This is a genomic window from Litoribacter populi, assembly GCF_007483685.1.
Lineage (GTDB): Bacteria > Bacteroidota > Bacteroidia > Cytophagales > Cyclobacteriaceae > Litoribacter > Litoribacter populi.
On sequence record NZ_VMKN01000001.1, the window covers coordinates 1,514,812 to 1,535,107 of the forward strand.

Consider the following 20,296-nt stretch of genomic DNA (forward strand, 5'->3'; position numbering starts at 1 on the left):
CGCTTCAAAATCGAAGCGGAGCGTTTTTTACCTTCTGTTTAACTGGGATCCTCCGGAAGCTGGTCCGAAAATGCGATCCATGTCATTTTGTAGTTGGGTGGCCATTTCATCATAGCCTCTTTCTTTCAATAGCGGCACGAAATACTTTAACATTTCTCCAGCAATCATTGCCTCTCTGTCAATTGGCCTGTCGCGTTCGGTATAGAACTGTAGCATTTGAACAGATCGTTGGGAAATCTTTTCAATGATATCCATAGCCCAGTCATCCTCGCCCAATTCGAATAACAACGGCACTGCCTGCCCACTAGCCAGATCATATGGAATGGCTTCATGAGGGAATGCCTCTAAGCTCTTCATTTGGATGTCCCTGGCTTTTTCAGTCTGATTTTCCTCAAGCAAAGCTATGGTAATGCTGTTCAGCGCACTTCTATGGTTGGAAGTGAATCTTCTGAATTCATCATCAAAATAATTGTCAGGATTATTCATGCCTCGGAAGGCAAATTCATTCATGACATTGTCATAGGCTTTGTCAGTATCCACCAACTCTTCTACATATTCTGGCTTTTTGACAGGAAGTAACCTGTAGGTCAATCCTTCCATTACCACATGATCGCTAAGGTCAAATCCTATAGAAGCCAAAGAGGTGTTATTGAAATATATAGGTCGCTCCCAGTTGTTGGTCACGATCATGTCCATCAGCATCATTCCGCCTTTGGTCACATAGTTACCTTTCACGCGCAAGTTAAGCTGGTCTACCATCAGGTCTTCCATGTGCTCAGGAATGACGCCCTTGTTCAAGACTTGTTCTTTATTGACATCCATGATCAGGTTCCTTGAAGGAACGGAAAACAAGGTGCCTTTAAAACTTGATCTAAGCTTCAATAGATCACTTTCATTTTTCAGCAATTTCAAATACTCTCTTGCAGAAATTGCATCCAGTCCTGGTCTTTCGCTCACATAAAGCACATCATTGGTTCCCTTACGGTAGTTGCGAGGATCTAGAGTAAACTCGATAGGAGGTGAGTCATAAACCTGCCTTCTCATCTGATCGACATACCAATCCGTATCAAAATAACTTAACACAATTACTCTAACATCGGTACGGAATCCTTCTACCTCCTGCACATACCATAGTGGGAAGGTGTCATTGTCTCCGCCGGTAAACAGAATAGCGTTAGGCTCACAGGATGCCAGAAAGTTTCTAGCTGAATCGACTGAGAAATAACGATCACTTCTGTCGTGGTCATTCCAGTTTTGGATACCCATGATGGCAGGAACCGGGAATGTTACCATAGTAGCGATAATGGCAGCCACTGCAAAGTTCTTGTTTAATTTGGCAATCCAATGTGTAAGTGCCATAACACCCATACCAATCCAGATGGCAAAGGCATAAAATGAACCCACATAGATATAATCTCTCTCCCGCGGTTCCACAGGAGGTGAATTGAGGTAGAGTACCAGTACTACACCCATCATTAGAAAGAGCATCAAAGTGACATAGAAGGATTTTGGATCCTTTTTGGCCTGAAAAATCAAACCTATGATGCCGAGGATAAATGGCAGCATCAGATAATTGTTATGCGCTTTGTTTTCTTTTATGTAATCAGGGTAAGAGTCATCAAATGCATCCCAGATCCCCAACCAAGGGGCGTCAGAAAAATCGCTTTCCCTTCCGGAGAAGTTCCACATAAAGTATCTCCAGTACATGTGTCCCAATTGGTGGGAAAACATGAAGTAGATATTATCTGAGAAGGAAGGTTTCTCGCCTTCTCGCAAACCAAGTTTTGCTCGGTATATTTGTTTGTGTCTGTCCTGTGTGGAGTAGATCCTCGGTAGGATTGTGGTGTGTTCCGGATCATAGGTGCTGTTGATCTGGTAGTCCACCACCTCGTATTTGGTTTCCCCTTTAACATACACAGGGGCACCCTCTTCTTGATCAATTATTTCAGCGGTGAAATAGCGGCCGTGCAATAAAGGCCTGTCGCCATATTGCTCCCTTTTAAGGTAACTCACAAAGCTCAACACGTCTTTCGGGTTGTTTTCATTGATCACCGTGTCGGAATTGGCACGGATAACGATCATGGCGTAGGAACCGTACCCGATCAGGATGAAGGTCAGGCACAATAAAATAGTGTTGAGCAGGATTTTTTGTTCTCTGATAGAGTATAGCATCGCCCATACCAAAGCTCCGATAAATAAAGTGCTGAATACGATGATACCGGAGCCAAACGGCAAGCCCATGCTATTGACAAAGAAAATCTCCATGGAGCCCGCAAAGCTGGGCAGTCCTGGAATGATAATGTTGTTGATTATGATCAACGCAACTCCACCTAGTACCAGTGCTATAAATGCACCCTTGAGGTTGGGGTTTTGATATTTTTTGAAGTAATAAATAAGAGCCAGAGCGGGCAAAGTCACCAAGTTGAGCAAATGGACCCCTATGGAAAGACCGACCAAGTAGGCGATGAAGATCATCCAGCGGTTTTCTTCTCTTGGGTCGGTGATTACATCCCACTTGAGAAAAGCCCAAATCACTATGGCTGTAAAGAAGGAGGACATGGCGTAAACCTCGGCCTCAACGGCTGAAAACCAGAAACTGTCGGAGAAAGTATAAGCAAGTGAACCGATGATCCCAGCACCCATGAGGGCAATGGTGTGGCCTTTGCTTTCTTTGCCCATCTCGATTTTGAACAGTTTTCTGCCAAACAAAGTGATGGACCAAAAGAGGAACAAAATGGTAAACCCTGAAAACAGGGCACTTCCTATATTCATCCAATAGGCAACTTGCAGCTCATTGCCGAAGGAGAGAAAACCAAACATCCGGTAGATAAGCAAAAAGAAGGGGGCTCCTGGAGGGTGGGGAACCTGTAGTTTGTAAGCTACCGCGATAAATTCTCCTGGATCCCAAAAACTCGCCGTGTCTTCAACTGTCAGTACGTAGACTAATGTGGCAAAGAAAAAAACGATCCAGCCAGTGAGGTTATTGACCTTGTTATAATTCAACATGTTTAAAATCTTATATACAAATGGCGAAAATAAAAAATTATAGATGAAAAATGGGTGGTTTAACAGATTTTAAACCAAATGGCTTATACTTTATCCTTTAAAGACAGTGGCGTAATACCCCAGCCATAGCAAAAGGCCCACACCATAACTGCTCAGCACCAAGGCCAAACAGGTCTGGTAAGCTTTTCCCGTCACGGCATGAATGCCTACAGCAAGCAAAAACCAATAGATTACCTCAAACAAATTCAAAGCTTGAAGCGGATAGTGAAACCTGTTAGGTATATTATCCGTGGTGAGAATGGAAAAGATTGAAAAGGGATAAAAGTTTCTTATTTCCAAATAATTTTCCGGTGGAATCGCCGCAAAGTAGAGCAGCCTTATCAATTCCGGAAAGATGAAAACCAATTCGGCTACCAAGACAAACTTCCAAATTTCCCCGTACTTAACTTTAAATCCAAAAAGGAAAGTGCCTATCCATAACAGAAAAGCAGTCAGCGTAAATTTCCACAATAGGGCAAATGGCGTCCAAAGATAATTTAGGGTATTAAAGATGTGGAAAAAGGTGAAACTACCGTCCTGAGCGAGTTCATCGCTTCCAGGGATAGCTTCAAGGATCAGAATATTGGTCAGATAGCGCAACAGGATGAAAGTGATCACCAAAAAGGCAAAAAAGATTCTTTTGTCGAAATTAATTAGTTCTTCCGTGCGTTGTGATAAATTGGTAGGAGTAGCGGCCATAGAATTATCAAAATTATATTACCGTAAATGTATGCTTTTGAAAGTGAATGCGTATAATTTTGCGGAAAAATGAAGTATCGTATGCGAAATATATTGTGTTTGTTGATGATAGGCCTGGGATTGGTCACAGGAAGAGTCCACGCGCAGATGAAGGAAGCAGTCGATACGACCGCCGTGGACACCGTTGGCTCCGGGCAAGTGGAGGAGGTGGTAGACAATCCATCTGGTTACCTTTTGCTTGATAGAGGCTTGCAGTTTCGTATTACCGAGTATGTCAACAGCATGTACAATTTCGATTTTGCTACAGCTGAAAGAGGTTTTCTGGTAATGAAGCATACTTATCCTGATCACCCCTTACCGGATTTTCTGATCGGATTGAGTCAGTGGTGGAAGATTGCACCGGATATGGAGAATGAGCGGTTTGATAAACGCTTTATTGCCTATATGGATTCTTCAATTTATAAGGCAGAAAAAATCATCAAAAATGACCCTGATAATAAGGAAGCGGCTTTTTTCTTGGCAGGTGCCCATGGATTCAAAGGGCGGCTTTACAGTGAGCGAAAATCCTGGACCAAAGCTACCTTCTCGGGCAAAAATGCTTTAAAATACTTGGAACTTAGCCGTGGAGAGGAAGAGCTGGGACCAGAATTGCTATTGGGAGATGCTTTATTTAATTATTTCTCAGTATGGATACCGGAAAATTACCCATTACTCAAGCCTATTTTGGCTTTGTTTCCTAAAGGTGATAAGCAACTGGGGTTACAGCAATTGGAAGATGTAGCCAAAAATGCTTTTTATGCCCGAGTGGAGGCCCAATATTTTCTGTTCCGACTTTATTCTGCAGAGGAGAAGAAACCCCATGAGGCTTTGAGCATAACTGAATATTTGCACAACAAATATCCCAACAATCCGTATTTTCATAGATTCTATGCCAGGCAGCTTTATTCGGTAGGAAGGAGCTTGGATGCCATGGAGTCCAGTAAGGAAATCCTAAAAAGGATTGATGAGAAACAGACCGGTTATGAAGCGAATAGTGGAAGATATGCAGCTTTTTTCGTTGGGCAGTATTACGAGCGGATCGGGCAGACCAAAACCGCTAAAGAATATTACCAAAAGGCTATATCTTTTGGAGAGGAATCAGAGACCCAGGAGAGCGGCTATTACCTGTACAGTTTGCTGAACCTGGGGAAGATAGCTACCAAAGAAAACGACAAGGCTTCGGCTAAAAGGTACTTCAAAGATGTGAAGAAATATGCCAAAAGGAAGCATCCGGCACATAAAGAAGCCAGGGATTTTATTAAAAAGAATAAAATTTAAGCAAAAGTTTTGATCACCTAAATTGTAAATTCAGGAGATAATTTGAATTTTTCTAAGATAGTAGGTAGGTTTGATTGTAATATTTTAGATAAACTTCATAAGGATTAACAATATTTTGTTTAAATGGCCGTTTTTTGTTTTGAATTGCTTTAAAATAATTTAAGAATATAGTACATTTGTGCAACATAAAATTTTGCAAATACATACATTATGGATAATAGCATCAAAGTAAAATTTGACAAGATTGACAGGAAGATTTTAGAAATCCTTCAGGCTAACGCAAAAATCACTAATGCTCAGCTTTCAAAAGACATTGGGCTTTCCCCTGCACCTACCTTGGAGAGGGTGAAGAAGCTGGAGCAATCTGGGATTATCAAAAGTTACCATGCCAAACTTGACCCTGAGAAAATCGGACTAGGTGTAAGTACCTTCGTTTTGGTAGGTTTAGTAGGCCACAATAAAGGTAATATCGATGCCTTCATGAAAGAAATCAACCTCATTCAGGAAGTAATCGAATGTCACCACATCACGGGTACCGGTGATTTTATTCTTAAGATCATCGCTAAAGATATCACTGCTTACCAAAAGCTGATGTTGGAAAGAGTTTCAGAGATTAAAGAAGTGGATTCCATGCAATCAATGGTAATCCTGTCTACTTTCAAGGATAGCAAAGTCCTTCCGATACCTGCTTAAAAAAGACTTCAAAAAGTTTGAGGGTGGCTTAGCGGTCACCCTTTTTTTGTTGTTTAACTTTGTATCACGGGACTGACTGATTGGGTCCCGCATTTGGTTAAAAGATGATGGAAACAAAAAATCCCTGGACTACCCTGTCTACCTCGCCAAAATACGATAATCCCTGGATTTCTGTGGAGGAGCACAAGGTGGTCACCCCTACAGGAACCAATGGGATTTACGGGAAGGTGCACTTCAAAAACAAAGCCTTGGGCATCATTCCTGTGGATGAAGAAGGTTATACTTGGTTGGTGGGGCAATATAGGTATACCCTTCAAGAATACTCTTGGGAAATACCTATGGGTGGAGGCCCGCTGGAGATTGATATGCTCGAAAGCGCCAAAAGAGAGCTGCAGGAAGAAACAGGTCTCTCAGCCCTAAAATGGGAGAACATCATGCGAATCCATACCTCAAATTCGGTGGCAGATGAAGAAGGTTTCGTCTTTTTGGCAACTGAATTAACTCAGGGGGAAACTAATTTTGAGGAAACCGAAGAGCTGCATATCAAGAAACTTAAATTATCAGAGGCCATCGATATGGTGATGGATGGGAAAATCACGGATTCCATCAGCATAGCGGGATTGTTGAAAGTAAGTAGACTTTTAGATGTTAAATAACAGATGACTCAACTTACGTATAAAGAGCATTTCAATCGCACCTTCAATCTGGCGTATCCGGTGATGTTAAGTCAACTTGGACAGGTTTTGGTTGGGGTAGCCGATAGTATGATGGTGGGGCGCTTAGGGGCCGAGCCTTTGGCTGCTGCATCCTTGGCCAACAGTATCTTTTTTGTGGTGCTCATGTTCGGGATTGGTGTATCCATGGCTATCACACCATTGGTGGCTGCTGCTGATGGGAAAGGAAGCCGAAAGCGTATCGCTAAACTCTTTAAGCATGGGTTTGTCATCAATATGTTTTCTGCCTTTGTTCTATTTTTGATCATTGTCTTGGCGGCTCCATCACTAGGATATCTGAACCAGCCTGAGGAGGTAGTTAGACTGGCAATACCGTATTTGGGTATCATTACGCTTTCTTTGATTCCTTTCATGTTTTTCCAAACCTTCAAGCAGTTTGCAGAGGGATTGTCACAGACGAAGCAGGCCATGTTTATCACCATTTTCTGTAACCTGATCAACGTATTCCTAAATTGGGTCTTGATCTACGGTAAACTTGGATTTCCTGAGATGGGACTAAACGGCGCCGGCTGGGCTACCTTGATTTCCCGTGTGTTGATGGGGCTTATCATGTGGTATTACGTTTGGCACTCCAAAAGATATACGGAGTATAAAATTGGGTTTGGCTTCAAAAAACTGAGTTTCCCAATGATTTCCAAAATGCTGAAAATCGGGGTGCCGACAGGTTTTCAATTTATTTTCGAGGTAGGAGCGTTCAGTGCCGCAGCCATCATGATGGGCTGGATTGGGGTCAATGCCCTTGCCGCCCATCAGATCGCAATCAACTTAGCATCGATAAGTTATATGATGGCTTCCGGCCTTTCCGCTGCAGCCATGGTTCGGGTAGGAAATCAGCTGGGTCGAAATGATATTAAAACGCTTCGGGAAGCAGGTTTTACCATCTTTGGAATGGTAGCCTTATTCATGCTTTGTTTTGCCTTTATATTTATAGTTTTTCGTAATTTCCTCCCCACACTCTACATCGATGAACTTCCGGTGATTGAAATGACAGCATCGTTGCTGGTCATTGCCGGAATCTTCCAGCTTTCGGATGGGATTCAGGTAGTGGGTTTGGGAGCGTTGAGAGGGATGTCAGACGTGAAAGTTCCGACGCTAGTGACGTTGGTCGCCTATTGGGTATTGGGACTTCCGTTGGGCTATTTCTTTGCCTTTGTACTCAATATGCAAGAAAAGGGGATATGGTATGGCCTTTTGATAGGCTTGACCTCTACGGGTATAATGCTGCTTTGGCGGTTCCACAAGCTCAGCGAGAGGCTTCTGAAAGAGACAAAAGCACCGGTTTTAGACTAAATCCGGTGCTTTATTCTCCTCCAGTTGGTTCAATTCAACATTTTTAGCTATTTTCCAATCTTACAATTTTTGAATATGGAAAATAAGATAGAAGCACGCTCGATAAATTTTAGTCGTACCACCATCACAGAACTCATGATCCCCAGTTACGCCAACTTTGGCGGGAAGATCCATGGGGGTATATTACTTTCACTAATGGATAAAGTTGCCTATGCCTGTGCAAGTAAGCACAGCGGGGCCTATTGCGTGACCGTATCGGTGGATACGGTTGATTTCCTCAAGCCTGTTTCAGTAGGGGAGCTGGTATCCCTCAAGGCCTCGATCAATTATGTGGGCAACAGCTCCATGGTCATTGGGATCAAAGTGATATCCGAAAATGTCAAAAGTGGAAAGGTAAACCATACCAACACGAGTTATTTCACTATGGTGGCAAAAGGCGAGGATGACGAGCCCTATACCGTTCCCAAATTGATTTTGGAAACCCCCACAGACTTGCGAAGATTTGTGGAGGCAATCTATAGAAGAAAGTTCAAGAAAAACTACGGAGAAAGTCTCAAGGACATCAAAAGCCACTGGGAAGATGAGGATATTATAGACCTGCTGAAGAACCAACGGTGTATCAATAAAGCTGACTTATGAAAAAGACCATCCTGACCGCTGCCTTTGCTTTAACCATAGCTTTCTCCGAATCCAATGCCCAGTCCCACGTAATGAGCCAACGGGAGCAGGCAGAGGTGATTGATCAATGGCTCAACGATAAACTGGACATCACTCTTCCTGAGCTCATGCGACGGGAGGGAATAGACATGTGGTTTGTTGTAAGTCGCGAATACAATGAGGACCCCGTAATCCGCACCTTGCTGCCGGCCACTTGGCATGCGGCCAGAAGAAGGACTATGTTGCTCCTATATGACCAAGGTGAGGGGAAGGATATTGAAAAACTTGCTGTGGCCAGGTATGATGTGGGCCGGGCATTCAAAAAAGCCTGGGACCCCGAGGAGACCCCCGACCAATGGGAGCAGCTCGCTAGGTTGATTGAAGAGCGTAACCCGTCAAAAATCGGAGTGAATATGGCTGATAACTATGGCCATGCCGATGGACTGAATGCTACAGAATATAACCTACTGATGGAGTATCTCCCCGAAGACCTGAAAGAAAAGGTGGTGTCTGCGGAAAACCTTGCTGTGGGTTGGCTGGAAACCCGCACACCTGCTGAAATGGCTACCTACAGGCATATAGTTGGTGTCGCTCACGAGATTATTGCGGAAGGGCTTTCTGAGAAAGTAATTACCCCCGGCGTTACCACTACCGATGATGTGGTATGGTGGTATCGGGAAAGGGTCAAGGAATTAAAGTTGGATACTTGGTTTCATCCCACAGTAGACATACAGCGAGCGGAAAGCGAAAAGACCTTGAAGTCATTTGCCAGCCGGCCGGATGCTGAGGTAATCATGCCGGGAGATTTGCTCCATATGGATTTCGGTATTACCTACTTGAGATTGAATACCGATACACAGCAGTTGGCCTATGTATTAAAACCAGGGGAAACGGAAGTTCCGGCTTTCTTGGAAGAAGCCCTTAAAGAAGGTAATAGGTTGCAGGATATTTTGACTAGCCAATTTGAAACAGGAAGAAGCGGGAATGAGATTTTGAGACGTAGTTTGGAAATGGCCGAAAAGGAAAACATCAAGGCAACTATCTATACCCATCCCATAGGTTATCATGGCCATGCAGCGGGACCTACTATCGGCATGTGGGACAATCAAGGTGACACGCCTGGTTCTGGAGACTATCCTCTGTATCCTAATACCGCATTGTCCATAGAGTTGAATGCTGAAGTTTTTGTTAAAGAATGGGGCAAAGACATCCGGGTGATGTTGGAAGAAGAGGCGTTTTTTGACGGGGAGAAAGTTACTTATATCAATGGAAGACAAACGGAGATTTTGCCTGTTCCCAGACGCTCCACTTACCTCAACCCATAAGAAGGTTCAATTGAAGGGGAATGATCTTCTGGTATCTCATCCCGAAATTGGAGGCTCATTCCTTCTATCACAAAGTAATGTCCAAGGCTATATGCTGCGACCAAAACCACTATCCTGATAGGGTCCTGATAGAATAGCCCCATGCTATGCAGGATATCTACGGTCAAAAATAGGATGGACCCCACCAAGACAGGAACATAGGTCCTGGGCTTTAGGTATTTTCTTCTCCTGAAGGCAGCCGTCATGGTCAAAGCCAAGAAGATGCTATAAATAAGCACAGGGGTTTTAAAAACACCTAAATGCGGAAAGATCACCAGTAGGACAGTAAGGATAATCATGATGAATAAAATTTCCGGAAGGAAAAAAGTATCTTTTTTGAACTTTGGCTTTTGCTGAAAAGATAGGAAAAACATCAGACCATAGGCTATATTGGCCACTATGAAACTACAGAGGCCAAGCATCCTAAAAAGAATGATCTCAAAATCCACCATAAAAAATATATCGCCCAAAAACTTGAAGAATGTACCTGTGATCAGAATAGGGATGAGAGGATGTTCAAATTTTTTGAACAAAGTAATGAGCGCAAATAAAATTGCTGGAACGATTAGAAGTCGGCTTAGGTAATGAATAAGGTTGCTCCCACCACCTAGCAGCGCGCTAAATATGGCTACTAGAGTAATAAAAGTGTACCCCAACATAAATGTTCTGTTATTGGCTATCATCACCTTGGAGAAAAGACTTTTGCAATAAAGTATCAACTTTCAATAAATAAATTAAAGATATATTATCAAAATGTTTTGCAATTATTTGGCTATCAAATATTTTCTCTTGTATGAAAGGGTGAAAAGATAGATAAGCGCAATCAATGCACTAACTGTGCCCAGCAAAAAAACCATCTTAAAGTTGTCTGCTTGGTTAGCGTAAAGCCAGCCGGAAAACAATGCCCCTACGCCAATTCCCGCCTCAAGAGCGATGTACATGGTGGCCAACGCCCTGCCTCTATAGGCATCCAAAGATAGGTCAATAGTCCAAGCGGTGACTGTGGGTGAGTTCATTCCCACCGAGCAACCGAAAAGCACTCCGCCGATCATGAGCGTCAGTTTGCTATCCGCATAGGCTATAATTAACATAGATAGTGCCATAATGAAAGTAGCCATCTTGATGACTGGAATCCGTCCATATCTATCTGAAGTCTTGCCGGCTATTATTCTAATTGCCAGTGAGGAAAGGGTGAAGACTGCAAAAAACAACCCTTTGTTTTTTATGCCCAAGTGCTCGGAGTAATCAGGAATTATGGTCAGAATTATACCGAAGGAAAAAACAGTGAAGAACAAAACTACTGCTGGGTCCACCACACGTTTCTCGATAATCTCGTGCCTTTGGAGGGTGAAGTGACTTCTGTTAAGCTTCTCTTTGTCGGTTACAGTTTCTTTTAACCTGAAAAGAATAACAACAGACAAAAGTGCTATGATTGCGGATAGATAGAAAAGAGGGGTCAAACCATATATAGCTGCAATATAACCACCCAAAGCTGGTCCAGCGGCCATTCCTAGCGAACTAAACAATGACTGCATCCCCATAGCTTCCCCTCTCCGCTGAAAAGGGACAATATCAGCTACATATGCTGATGTCCCTGTTGGAGTAAAACCTGTTGAAAATCCATGAATAAACCTTAAAAACAGAAATCCCCCGATCGTAGTCATGACCGGATACAGTAAGCTTACCCCAAAGCAGATCAACGCTCCAAAAACCATCACCGGAATCCTTCCAATCTTGTCAGCAAGTTTTCCACTGAAAGGTCTAGAAAGCCCAGCCGTCAAAGTAAACAAAGAAATAATCAACCCCTTGTAATCCTCCCCGCCTAATGAAGTCAGGTAGGAAGGCAATTCGGGTACTATCATGTTGAAACTCGCAAAGAACAGGAATGAACTTATGCAAAGCAACATGAAGTCTAAAGTGAAGAAAGAAGGCCGAAATTTCATGTTTTGGTTCAATGATCAAAGGCACCGCTTTCTGCAGTGCCTTTAATCTTATCTTAGGGATTGACGATTTTTAATCCTGTTTTGATTCTTCTTCACTTTGGGCAAGTAAGTATGCCTTGATGAATTCATTGAGGCCCCCATCTAGTACGGATTGTACATCGGATGTTTCGTGACCTGTCCGGGCATCTTTGATGAGTTTATAAGGATGCAGTACATAGTTACGGATTTGAGAGCCGAAGTCGATTCGCATCTTTCCTGATTCCACCTTGGCTCTTTCGGCATTCCGCTTTTCCATTTCCATTTGGTAAAGCCTGGACTTAAGCATCTGCATGGCTTTTTCTCTGTTGGCCAACTGAGAACGCTCAATTTGACATACTACCACAATACCAGTGGGCTTGTGAGTCAATTGTACCTTGGTTTCCACCTTGTTTACATTCTGTCCACCCGCACCACCTGAGCGGGAAGTATGAAGCTCTATATCGGAAGGATTGATTTCAATCTCAATGGTATCATCCACCACCGGATAAGCGTATACTGATGCAAAAGATGTGTGTCTTCGTCCGCCACTATCAAAAGGTGATATCCTCACCAAGCGGTGTACGCCAATCTCAGATTTTAGAAACCCATAAGCCAAAGGGCCGTCAAACTCCAAAGTCACCGACTTGATACCTGCAACTTCACCTTCTTGAAGGTCTACTTCACGGACTTTGTAGCCATTTTTCTCTCCCCACATGATGTACATCCTCATAAGGATGGAGGCCCAGTCATTACTTTCTGTACCGCCTGCACCTGGGTTGATTTCCAACATAGCGCTCAGTTGGTCTTCCTCGCTACTGAGCATCTTTTTCAATTCCAGATCCTCTACATCAGAAAGAGCTTTTGTATAATCAGCTTTAAGCTCCTCCTCACCGACATCGCCGGCATTATAAAATTCATAGAGAACTTCCAGATCCTGTACCTGGGTGTCTACTTTTTCATAGGCAGAAGTCCAAGCCTTTCTTGCTTGGATTACTTTCATTGTTTTTTCGGCTTCTTCCGGATCGTTCCAGAAGTCCGGTTGGGCGGAAACCGCCTCTAGGTCTTCGATTTCTACTTTCTTACGATCGTAGTCAAAGATACCTCCTCAAGGCCGTAACACGCGCCTTCAGGTCTTTCAACCCGTCTGATGTCATAATAAATTCGTTTAATTTTGAGGGTGCAAATTTCGAAATTTAAAACCGTTTTACCTAATGGCTATTCAATCTATTTGGTCTTCCGGTTCCTGCCTTATAAGCTGTATCCGGTTGCGCCCCCGATTTCTAAAATATTTATATTTTGTCAAGGATATGATCCCACTTGTAGCAAAAAGCGCTCCTGACAATATCAATCCGCCTGTGCTATAACTCAACCGCCCTTCATGATAAAGACTGTTGATAGTCTCTGCAGTGAGCCAAAGGGCTCCTGCCCCGGCGGTTAGCGTGGAGAGATTCCGAATGGTCTGATTTCTTTCGTCTTTGTGCCTGATATCCACCACGGCGATCTGCTCTGGTTTTAAGACATTTTCCCGCATGACGATGATGTCCTGCTGGATCTCCGTTATTACATCGGTATAGAAAAAATCGGCATCTGTCTGTCTATATGTTATTTCTTCCCCAACCTCATAGATGATTCTTGTTTTCTTATTGCCTCCTCTCTGCAAGAGCAGCAAATGCTGAGCAAAGGTAGCCTCCAGGCAAAAAAAACATACCAATGTAAATAACAATGCTTTCATATATTCAAATGGAAATGAGGTTTCTGAATAAAAAGAGCAACACCTTATTGGATGTTGCTCTCTATTTTAAAGTTTTGCTATCCAGCCGTAGGGGTCTTCTTTTTTACCATACTTAATGGCGTCAAGTTCCTCCAATACTCTGTAGCTGAAGGCATCGCTGGGTTTTTCCGGGAGGGTATAGTCTTTTCCGTTTACACAAATTAAGGAGATGTGAGCGATGGTAGCTGCCGTACCAGTACCAAAAGCCTCTACCACAGTGCCTTGTTCCAAGGCTTCCTCCAATTCGGCAACTCTAAGGAATCTTTCTTCCACATCTAGTCCCATCTCTTTGGCCAAAATCAGGACGCTTTCGCGCGTGATTCCCGCCAAAATGGTACTTGTTGTCAAAGGAGCTGTGATAAGTGAATTGTTGATCAGGAACATGATATTCATCGTGCCGCTTTCCTCAATTAATTGATGGGATTTGGCGTCAGTCCAAAGGAGTTGGTCGTAGCCTTCCTTCTGAGCTAGTAGGGCGGGGTACAGCGACCCAGCATAGTTGCCGGCAGCTTTTGCATAGCCGGTTCCACCTTCCGCCGCACGGCTATACTCTGTTTCTACTTTAACTTTTACAGGTTTGGCGTAGTAATGGCCAACCGGACAGGTGAAGATGATGAATTTATAATTGCTTGATGGTCTGATACCCAAATAATCGTCTGTAGCAAAAACAAATGGTCGGATGTAGAGTGAATAACCGTCTTTGTTTGGGATCCAGGCATTGTCCACCTCCAAAAGCTTTTTCAATCCATCCATGAAGACCTCCTCCGGAACTTCTGGTATGCACATTCTTTGGGCGGACACATTCAACCTTTTTTGGTTTTCCTCTGGTCTGAAAATAAGTGTTTCTCCCTCCTTGTTTTTGTAGGCCTTCATTCCTTCAAATACAGATTGCCCATAATGTAGGGTAGAGTTGGCCGGATTGAGGGTTAGGGGAGCATATGGCTCAATTCTAAAGTCGCCCCATTCTCCATCTTTGTAATCGGCCACAAACATGTGGTCACTGATGGTTTGGCCAAACTGAAGATTGTCAAAATCAGTTTGGTCAAGTTTTGAATTGGCGGTCTGGTTAATTTGGATTTCTATGGTAGTGTTCATGTTATTATTTTCTTGGTTCCCAGAGAACCTCGTTAATATTCAATTCTTTGGCCATGAGCCTCCCTAATACAAATAGATAATCGGAAAGGCGGTTAATATAAGTGGCAATCAACTCGTCCACATGCTCAGATTCATTGAGTAAAATGACGCATCTTTCCGTTCTTCTGCATACCGTCCTTGCCAAATGACAAAAAGAAACAGCTTGGTGGCCACCCGGCAATACAAAGTTTTTTAGTGGTTCCAGATGGCTTTCCATTTCATCGATGGCCTTTTCCAACAATTCTACATCTTCTTCACGGATATCAGGTCTCTTTACATTTTCTTTGCCTGGGGCTGTGGCCAAGGCCGCTCCGATAGTAAAAAGCCTATCCTGTATATCCTTCAAAAAATCACCCCTTTTAGAGTTGACTTCCTGATCTTTCAGCAACCCTATACATGAATTAAGTTCATCTACAGTCCCGTAAGCATCAATTCGCAAGTGGGCTTTGGACACACGGGTTCCTCCCAGTAGAGAGGTAGTACCTTTGTCTCCTGATTTGGTGTATATTTTCATGGAAAAAATGAAAGTTGGTTAATTGTTAACCCAAATTATGGGCTTCCTGTTTTACTATGGCTCTTGATGGTGTTTGATTTATGGTGTCAGACTCCACCAGGCCATCCCTTAGTCTCACTATTCGGTGCGCATAATGTGCGATGTCGTCTTCGTGGGTTACCATGATGATGGTGTTGCCCTTGGAGTGTAATTCCTCAAAAAGACCCATGATGTCATAGGAGGTTTTGGAGTCCAAGTTACCGGTAGGTTCATCGGCAAGGATGATACTTGGATCATTGACTAGTGCTCTTGCGATAGCTACCCTTTGTCGCTGCCCCCCTGAAAGTTCGTTAGGTTTATGGCTCACCCTGTCGGCAAGTCCTACACTTTTGAGGGCCATGTATGCCTTGTCATGTCGGTCAGATTTGCCATATCCAGCATATATTAGTGGCAGGGCCACGTTTTCAAGACAGGATGCTCGAGGCAAAAGGTTGAAGGTTTGGAAAACAAACCCAATTTCCCGGTTTCTAATTTCGGCTAGCTCGTTTTCGGTCATGTCACTTACATCCTTGTTGTTAAGGATATAAGAACCGGCCGTTGGAGTATCCAGGCAGCCTATGATATTCATCAAAGTGGACTTTCCGGAACCTGATGGGCCCATAAATGCCACATATTCTCCTCTGTCGACCGTGATGGAAATAGATTTTAACGCATGCACCTCTTCGGCGCCCATTCTATAAACCTTCTGAATGTCACTGGTTTCGATTACTTTTCCCATCGTGTAAAATTATTTTAGGATTTCAATATACGGTTTTCAAAGGATTTTTATGGTATCATCTACGACAAACGGTATTAAAAGTGTTTAATCTGAAGATTCTCAAGAGTTTGATCATCCACCCAGCTCCTCATATCACTTAATGCTTCACTTCCATACTGATGCAGGCCTGCTTGTCTACTGTATTTTACAAAATTTATCCACAACAAAGGATCTCTATTGAAGCTAATGGCCTCTTGAAGGATAATGTATTTCTCCATAAGGTTCTCCTCAGCTTCCACGGCTTTTAGGACCAATGGTGTCCAATAAGCATTTGCTGCCAAATCGCTACCATCCACCATTTTTCGCAATCTTTCGTGCCCAGGCTCTTTCCATTCCCCGGATTTCAGCATTTTTATAAGCTCAGAAATGTACTGCTCTTCTTGTTGAAAAGTAGCCGACTGCAATACTAATGACTGCAGCCCTTCCAGTTCCCTTTCATCAAACCAATGGGCTTTTCTCCAAAGTGTCTCATATGCCAACCTTGACCGCATATCCACATCATCAAGTGTGGCTATTCTATCCAAGGCCTCTTGTTTTGCGGCAGGAAGAAGCCTAGCCAAAGCATTGAAAAACCGCTCCTCTTGGGTTTCGACATTTACTTCCTCCTCCAAATTCAACCATTCCGGCCAGTCAACCTGGTATTGAAGCGAAATACGTTTTGCCAAATCCTGCTTGCCACCATAATAAAGTATGGCTAAATGTTCAGGCTTGAAATTCCGGAAGCCTTTTTCTTCGGCCTGCTGAAGCTCCTTTGAAGACTTGTCAAAATCAAGTTCTCCAGCCAAAATCATTGCTGTAAGGTGATGGTAATATCCTGCCGAACTAGCAAATCCAAAGGCCAGCCCATTGCTGTACTCCACTGCTTCATTGATCCGGTTGGCCTGCAAGGTACGCAGGACTCTTAACTGTCGCCATTCCTCTTCTTCATGGGGAGGACGTTCTTCTTCAAGTTTCTGGTCCAAAAACTCCAGATCCTCTGTTAGCGTTTTAGTAGGTTGGTTGCTCCACTGGTTGGTCAGAATGGCCCGCTCCAATAAGGGAGTGCGGTCATCTTTCTCTTCATCCAAGGTAAACGGGGCGATATTCCCTTTTTGGTTGTGAAAGGCCAGACTGTTGACCTGTGCAATAAGGTCATTTCCTGGATCAAGCTCATCCTCAAATCGAATCAGGTGCTTTACTTTAAGCCCGATCTTATTGGCCAAGACCACTTTTTCTTTTTCTGATACATTTTCCAAAAGCGCATAAGCATCCTCGGACTTGTTGATTTTGCTTTGTAGCAAGGCCAAGTTATTACTTAAATGGATGTTGCCAGGGAAGATTTCTAGTCCTTTGGTCAGGTAGAAAATGGCATCCAGGATTTTATTTTCCTTGTGCAAAACCGAAGATAAAAGTATTATATCGCTAACAGTAGGAGCTACCTCCAGTCCTTGTTCAAGCTCCCTCTTGGCAAGGGTGGGTTGCCTTTGCGTCAGTTTAAGATGGGCAGAAGCATTTTTAGCTTTTGGGTTGCGGCGGTACCGGTCCCAAGAGTTTTCATAAAGAATCCCCGCTTCCAGAGGGCGATTGGTCGCGTAGTAATAATCGGCGGTCAAATTGGTGGAACTTGCGCTAAATTGTAATCCTATCACCCCATCAGCAAACATGATCAAACTGAGCATACCAATCAAGGCCCCCAGTCTCATGTGGATATACGCGAAGAGTTTTGGCTCAAACAACACCCTGTGTACCATTTGACCACTGTTCATCAGATTGGAGAAATTGGCAAGCACATAGGCGAAGAAAAGGGTGCTGAAAGCGATCTGGGTATAGATAAACCCATGCCTCAGGAAGTCATGCATCGGCTGATTAACTGAAAAAGCAGCTTTCCAGAAAGTAAAGATAGCTATGGCAAAACCGATCAGGTAAAAGCTTTTCCCAATGGATGGAAAAGGGTAGGGTTGGTCGATTTGCTTGGTTTTGAGGTGAACTTCCAGGAAACCCAATCCACCAATTAGCAAAAACAGAAATGGAATGGGTAATAGAGGAAAGCCAAAGGTTTCATTTCCTGTGATTTCCAAATACACAAATATCAGAGCTATCAGGTAAATAATGAAAACGGCTATGAAATGCCAGACGACCTTGATTCCAACACCTTTGTTGAGTTTTACCAAGAGGTAAAATAGCCCTGTAATAGCTGAATGGCCAATGTATGCGAAGAATATGAAGGAAAAACCCATTGCCAAAAGGCTTAAGTTTTCGGCCATCATCAAGTATGGATTTACCACTGGGCTCAAAAATGCCAGGATAGGTAAAGTCAAAACAGCGATTGGAATAATTACCAATGCCCGTTTGCCAATTTGCCAATGGTCTGCAAAGGTATGGATGAGCATGGCTGGCGCCACCATTCCAAGAATCCAGATTAGTAGCCCATAAGGGGTGTTAATTCCTCCAATATTAAGGCCATTGAAACCAGCTAAAAGGGAAAGCCCAATGAAAATCACTGAAGTAACAATAAAGGGTACCCGCTTAAAGGTGGAAACAAGTACCATCCCTGCTGCGGTCAGTAACCAAATGACAATACCAAATGCTAAAGTGGAATTGTTTTGGATGATAGGGGGGAGAGACTCAAAGTTTTGGAAAAGCACAAAGTTTTCAACTTCCAGAGGCAATTGCCAAAGTCCGAGGTTTAGGAATTTGAGGGGTATGTTGATCTTTTCTGAAAAAATGCCCGGCTCGAGCGGCATGGCCCGACCTGGGTTGATGTAGATTGTTTCTATCAGAAGTACACCTCCAATAAGGCATATCAGACCAAAAAGGAGGTAACTCGTACGACTTGAAAACGGCATTATTCCATTACTTTTGGTACCCTGAAATAATCAGAGTCTTTCTGAGGGGCATTTTGAAGGCCCTTATCATGCGATAAATGCTCGCCGACCTTGTCTTCCCTCAATACATTGACCTCTGATGACATGGTGGTGATAGGCTCTACGCCCTCTGTGTCCACCTCGTTGAGTTTTTCCACCCAATCCAGGATCTGGGTCATGTCTTTAGTCATTTTTTCAGCACCTGCCTCGTCAAACTCAAGTCTGGCCAGGTGGGCGATTTTCTTAAGGGTATTGTTATCTATTTTCATGTATTATTAAATTCTTGATGTTGGTGGTGTCCGGTATGGGATGCTCCGCGGCAACTGGCTGCGGATTGTCCTTACAAAGTTGCTCCTGAATGATGTTATAGCAGCGCTCCTTGAGCTCTCCGGCGGCTTTAACGGCCAAACCTTCCACTGAAATCGGTGGATGAAAAACGACCTTGATGTTTTTATAGTTCAACAGCAGTTTTCCATCGTCCGGCAAAATTAAATGATTATAGGATAAAGTTACAGGAATAATGGGGATTTGTTTCTCTATGGCCACCTTGAATGCCCCGTCTTTAAACCTCCCCATCTCCGGTGGGTTCTGCGCAATGATGCCTCCTTCTGGAAAAATTACCACGCTACTACCCTCATCCAATGCCTCTTTGGTTTTGAAAATTGTCTCACCACGGCTTCTGAGGCTGTTCCTGTTTACTGCAATATGCAGATTGCGGAACATGTACCCGAACAAGGGGAGTTTGCCCAAAGAGCTTTTCCCAATAAACACCGCATCATTAGGAATCAGTCCTAAAGCAGGGATGTCTAAGTAGGAAAAGTGGTTAGCTACGATAATGTATTGCTTGCTGAACTTGAGGTGGTGGCGGTTTTGGTATTTAACTCTGATGAAAAGCATAATAAAAAAGAACTTGGCCCACACCCGGTTGAGCATACGCCCGTACTTTTTCAACCCAGGCACCTCGATGGTGATCACAAATATGGGCAGCAAAAGCAGGAAAGTGATGGCAAATACCACCATTCCATACACGGAATATATTCTTCTGAGGGTGTTCATCTATTTGTTCATCATGTGGTTGGCCACTTTGACAAAGTAGCCCAACATCTGATCTTTTACGGTTTGGTCAAAGTCCATTTTGTCCACGGCCTTCATCATGGCATTTAGCCAGGCGTCCCTCATTTCTCCTCCGATTTCCCAGTTGAAATGCCTCCTTCGTAACATAGGATGCCCACGCTTTTCGTTGTAGGTTTGAGGTCCGCCGAAAACCTGCAGCAGGAAAAGGAATAGCCTCTCCTCAGCCGGTGCTAATTCCTCTGGGTAAAGTGCTCTCAGATCAGGGTGCAACGCCACTTCTTGATAGAAATGAGCGGTCAGTTTTCTGATTTTTTCTTCTCCAATAGCGCTATAGATGGTCTGGAAATCGTGCATGCTTATACTTTGGCACAAACATACTTAAAAAACAACGAAATGCTTGGTGA

General features: G+C 43.5%; 19 protein-coding genes. 6 read left to right on the forward strand and 13 right to left on the reverse strand.

What is annotated here, in order from left to right; translation table 11 throughout:
- Positions 1-27: 27 nt before the first annotated feature.
- Both FPL27_RS06650 and FPL27_RS06655 read right to left on the reverse strand, forming a co-directional pair.
- Positions 28-3,006 carry a glycosyltransferase family 117 protein gene (locus FPL27_RS06650; protein ID WP_143960344.1) on the reverse strand — a complete coding sequence of 993 codons (2,979 nt, stop codon included), beginning with the start codon at positions 3,004-3,006 and terminating at the stop codon, positions 28-30.
- A gap of 90 nt (positions 3,007-3,096) precedes the next feature.
- A complete protein-coding gene (locus tag FPL27_RS06655) occupies positions 3,097-3,744 on the reverse strand; it encodes a sulfate ABC transporter permease (protein ID WP_143960345.1) in 648 nt (215 codons plus the stop codon).
- Positions 3,745-3,825: 81 nt separating this feature from the next.
- Between FPL27_RS06655 and FPL27_RS06660 the strand changes: the two genes are divergently transcribed.
- From FPL27_RS06660 to FPL27_RS06685, 6 genes are all read left to right on the forward strand, one after another.
- Positions 3,826-5,061: a tetratricopeptide repeat protein gene (locus FPL27_RS06660; protein ID WP_143960346.1), complete on the forward strand. Its 1,236-nt coding sequence runs from the start codon at positions 3,826-3,828 to the stop codon at positions 5,059-5,061.
- Between the two features lie 210 nt (positions 5,062-5,271).
- Positions 5,272-5,754, forward strand: coding sequence for an Lrp/AsnC family transcriptional regulator (locus tag FPL27_RS06665; RefSeq protein ID WP_143960347.1), 483 nt, complete (start codon positions 5,272-5,274; stop codon positions 5,752-5,754).
- Between the two features lie 104 nt (positions 5,755-5,858).
- Positions 5,859-6,410 (forward strand): NUDIX domain-containing protein, encoded by a 552-nt coding sequence (locus FPL27_RS06670; RefSeq protein WP_394348489.1) that lies wholly within the window; start codon positions 5,859-5,861, stop codon positions 6,408-6,410.
- A 3-nt stretch (positions 6,411-6,413) separates the two neighbouring features.
- Positions 6,414-7,778: an MATE family efflux transporter gene (locus FPL27_RS06675; RefSeq protein WP_143960348.1), complete on the forward strand. Its 1,365-nt coding sequence runs from the start codon at positions 6,414-6,416 to the stop codon at positions 7,776-7,778.
- Between the two features lie 75 nt (positions 7,779-7,853).
- A complete protein-coding gene (locus FPL27_RS06680; protein WP_143960349.1) occupies positions 7,854-8,417 on the forward strand; it encodes an acyl-CoA thioesterase in 564 nt (187 codons plus the stop codon).
- Positions 8,414-9,760 (forward strand): M24 family metallopeptidase, encoded by a 1,347-nt coding sequence (locus FPL27_RS06685; RefSeq protein WP_143960350.1) that lies wholly within the window; start codon positions 8,414-8,416, stop codon positions 9,758-9,760. The genes FPL27_RS06680 and FPL27_RS06685 overlap by 4 nt, the downstream gene beginning before the upstream one ends.
- On the opposite strand, the gene FPL27_RS06690 is transcribed toward FPL27_RS06685, so the two are convergent.
- The 11 genes from FPL27_RS06690 to FPL27_RS06740 form a co-directional block, all read right to left on the reverse strand.
- Positions 9,745-10,482 (reverse strand): lysoplasmalogenase family protein, encoded by a 738-nt coding sequence (locus FPL27_RS06690; RefSeq protein WP_143960351.1) that lies wholly within the window; start codon positions 10,480-10,482, stop codon positions 9,745-9,747. The genes FPL27_RS06685 and FPL27_RS06690 overlap by 16 nt on opposite strands.
- Before the next feature lie 81 nt (positions 10,483-10,563).
- Positions 10,564-11,742: an MFS transporter gene (locus FPL27_RS06695; RefSeq protein WP_143960352.1), complete on the reverse strand. Its 1,179-nt coding sequence runs from the start codon at positions 11,740-11,742 to the stop codon at positions 10,564-10,566.
- A 70-nt stretch (positions 11,743-11,812) separates the two neighbouring features.
- Positions 11,813-12,914, reverse strand: a protein-coding gene (gene prfB / locus FPL27_RS06700) for a peptide chain release factor 2 (protein ID WP_143960353.1) whose coding sequence is annotated in 2 segments (ribosomal slippage) — positions 11,813-12,853 and positions 12,855-12,914 — 1,101 coding nt in all. Because the reading frame shifts where the segments join, the coding sequence is not laid out codon by codon here.
- A 65-nt stretch (positions 12,915-12,979) separates the two neighbouring features.
- Positions 12,980-13,492: a hypothetical protein gene (locus tag FPL27_RS06705; protein WP_143960354.1), complete on the reverse strand. Its 513-nt coding sequence runs from the start codon at positions 13,490-13,492 to the stop codon at positions 12,980-12,982.
- Positions 13,493-13,558: 66 nt separating this feature from the next.
- A complete protein-coding gene (locus FPL27_RS06710; RefSeq protein ID WP_143960355.1) occupies positions 13,559-14,626 on the reverse strand; it encodes a branched-chain amino acid aminotransferase in 1,068 nt (355 codons plus the stop codon).
- Positions 14,627-14,630: 4 nt separating this feature from the next.
- Positions 14,631-15,179: a cob(I)yrinic acid a,c-diamide adenosyltransferase gene (locus FPL27_RS06715; RefSeq protein ID WP_143960356.1), complete on the reverse strand. Its 549-nt coding sequence runs from the start codon at positions 15,177-15,179 to the stop codon at positions 14,631-14,633.
- 25 nt (positions 15,180-15,204) lie between these two features.
- Positions 15,205-15,936: an ABC transporter ATP-binding protein gene (locus FPL27_RS06720; protein ID WP_143960357.1), complete on the reverse strand. Its 732-nt coding sequence runs from the start codon at positions 15,934-15,936 to the stop codon at positions 15,205-15,207.
- 74 nt (positions 15,937-16,010) lie between these two features.
- Positions 16,011-18,800 carry a hypothetical protein gene (locus FPL27_RS06725; protein WP_143960358.1) on the reverse strand — a complete coding sequence of 930 codons (2,790 nt, stop codon included), beginning with the start codon at positions 18,798-18,800 and terminating at the stop codon, positions 16,011-16,013.
- The gene (gatC, locus tag FPL27_RS06730) at positions 18,800-19,087 is read right to left on the reverse strand and encodes an Asp-tRNA(Asn)/Glu-tRNA(Gln) amidotransferase subunit GatC (protein ID WP_143960359.1); all 288 of its coding nucleotides are present in this window, start codon (positions 19,085-19,087) and stop codon (positions 18,800-18,802) included. Before gatC ends, FPL27_RS06725 begins: the two co-directional genes overlap by 1 nt.
- Positions 19,074-19,874: a lysophospholipid acyltransferase family protein gene (locus tag FPL27_RS06735; protein ID WP_143960360.1), complete on the reverse strand. Its 801-nt coding sequence runs from the start codon at positions 19,872-19,874 to the stop codon at positions 19,074-19,076. The genes gatC and FPL27_RS06735 overlap by 14 nt, the downstream gene beginning before the upstream one ends.
- Positions 19,875-20,246 (reverse strand): globin domain-containing protein, encoded by a 372-nt coding sequence (locus tag FPL27_RS06740; RefSeq protein ID WP_143960361.1) that lies wholly within the window; start codon positions 20,244-20,246, stop codon positions 19,875-19,877.
- Positions 20,247-20,296 lie beyond the last annotated feature (50 nt).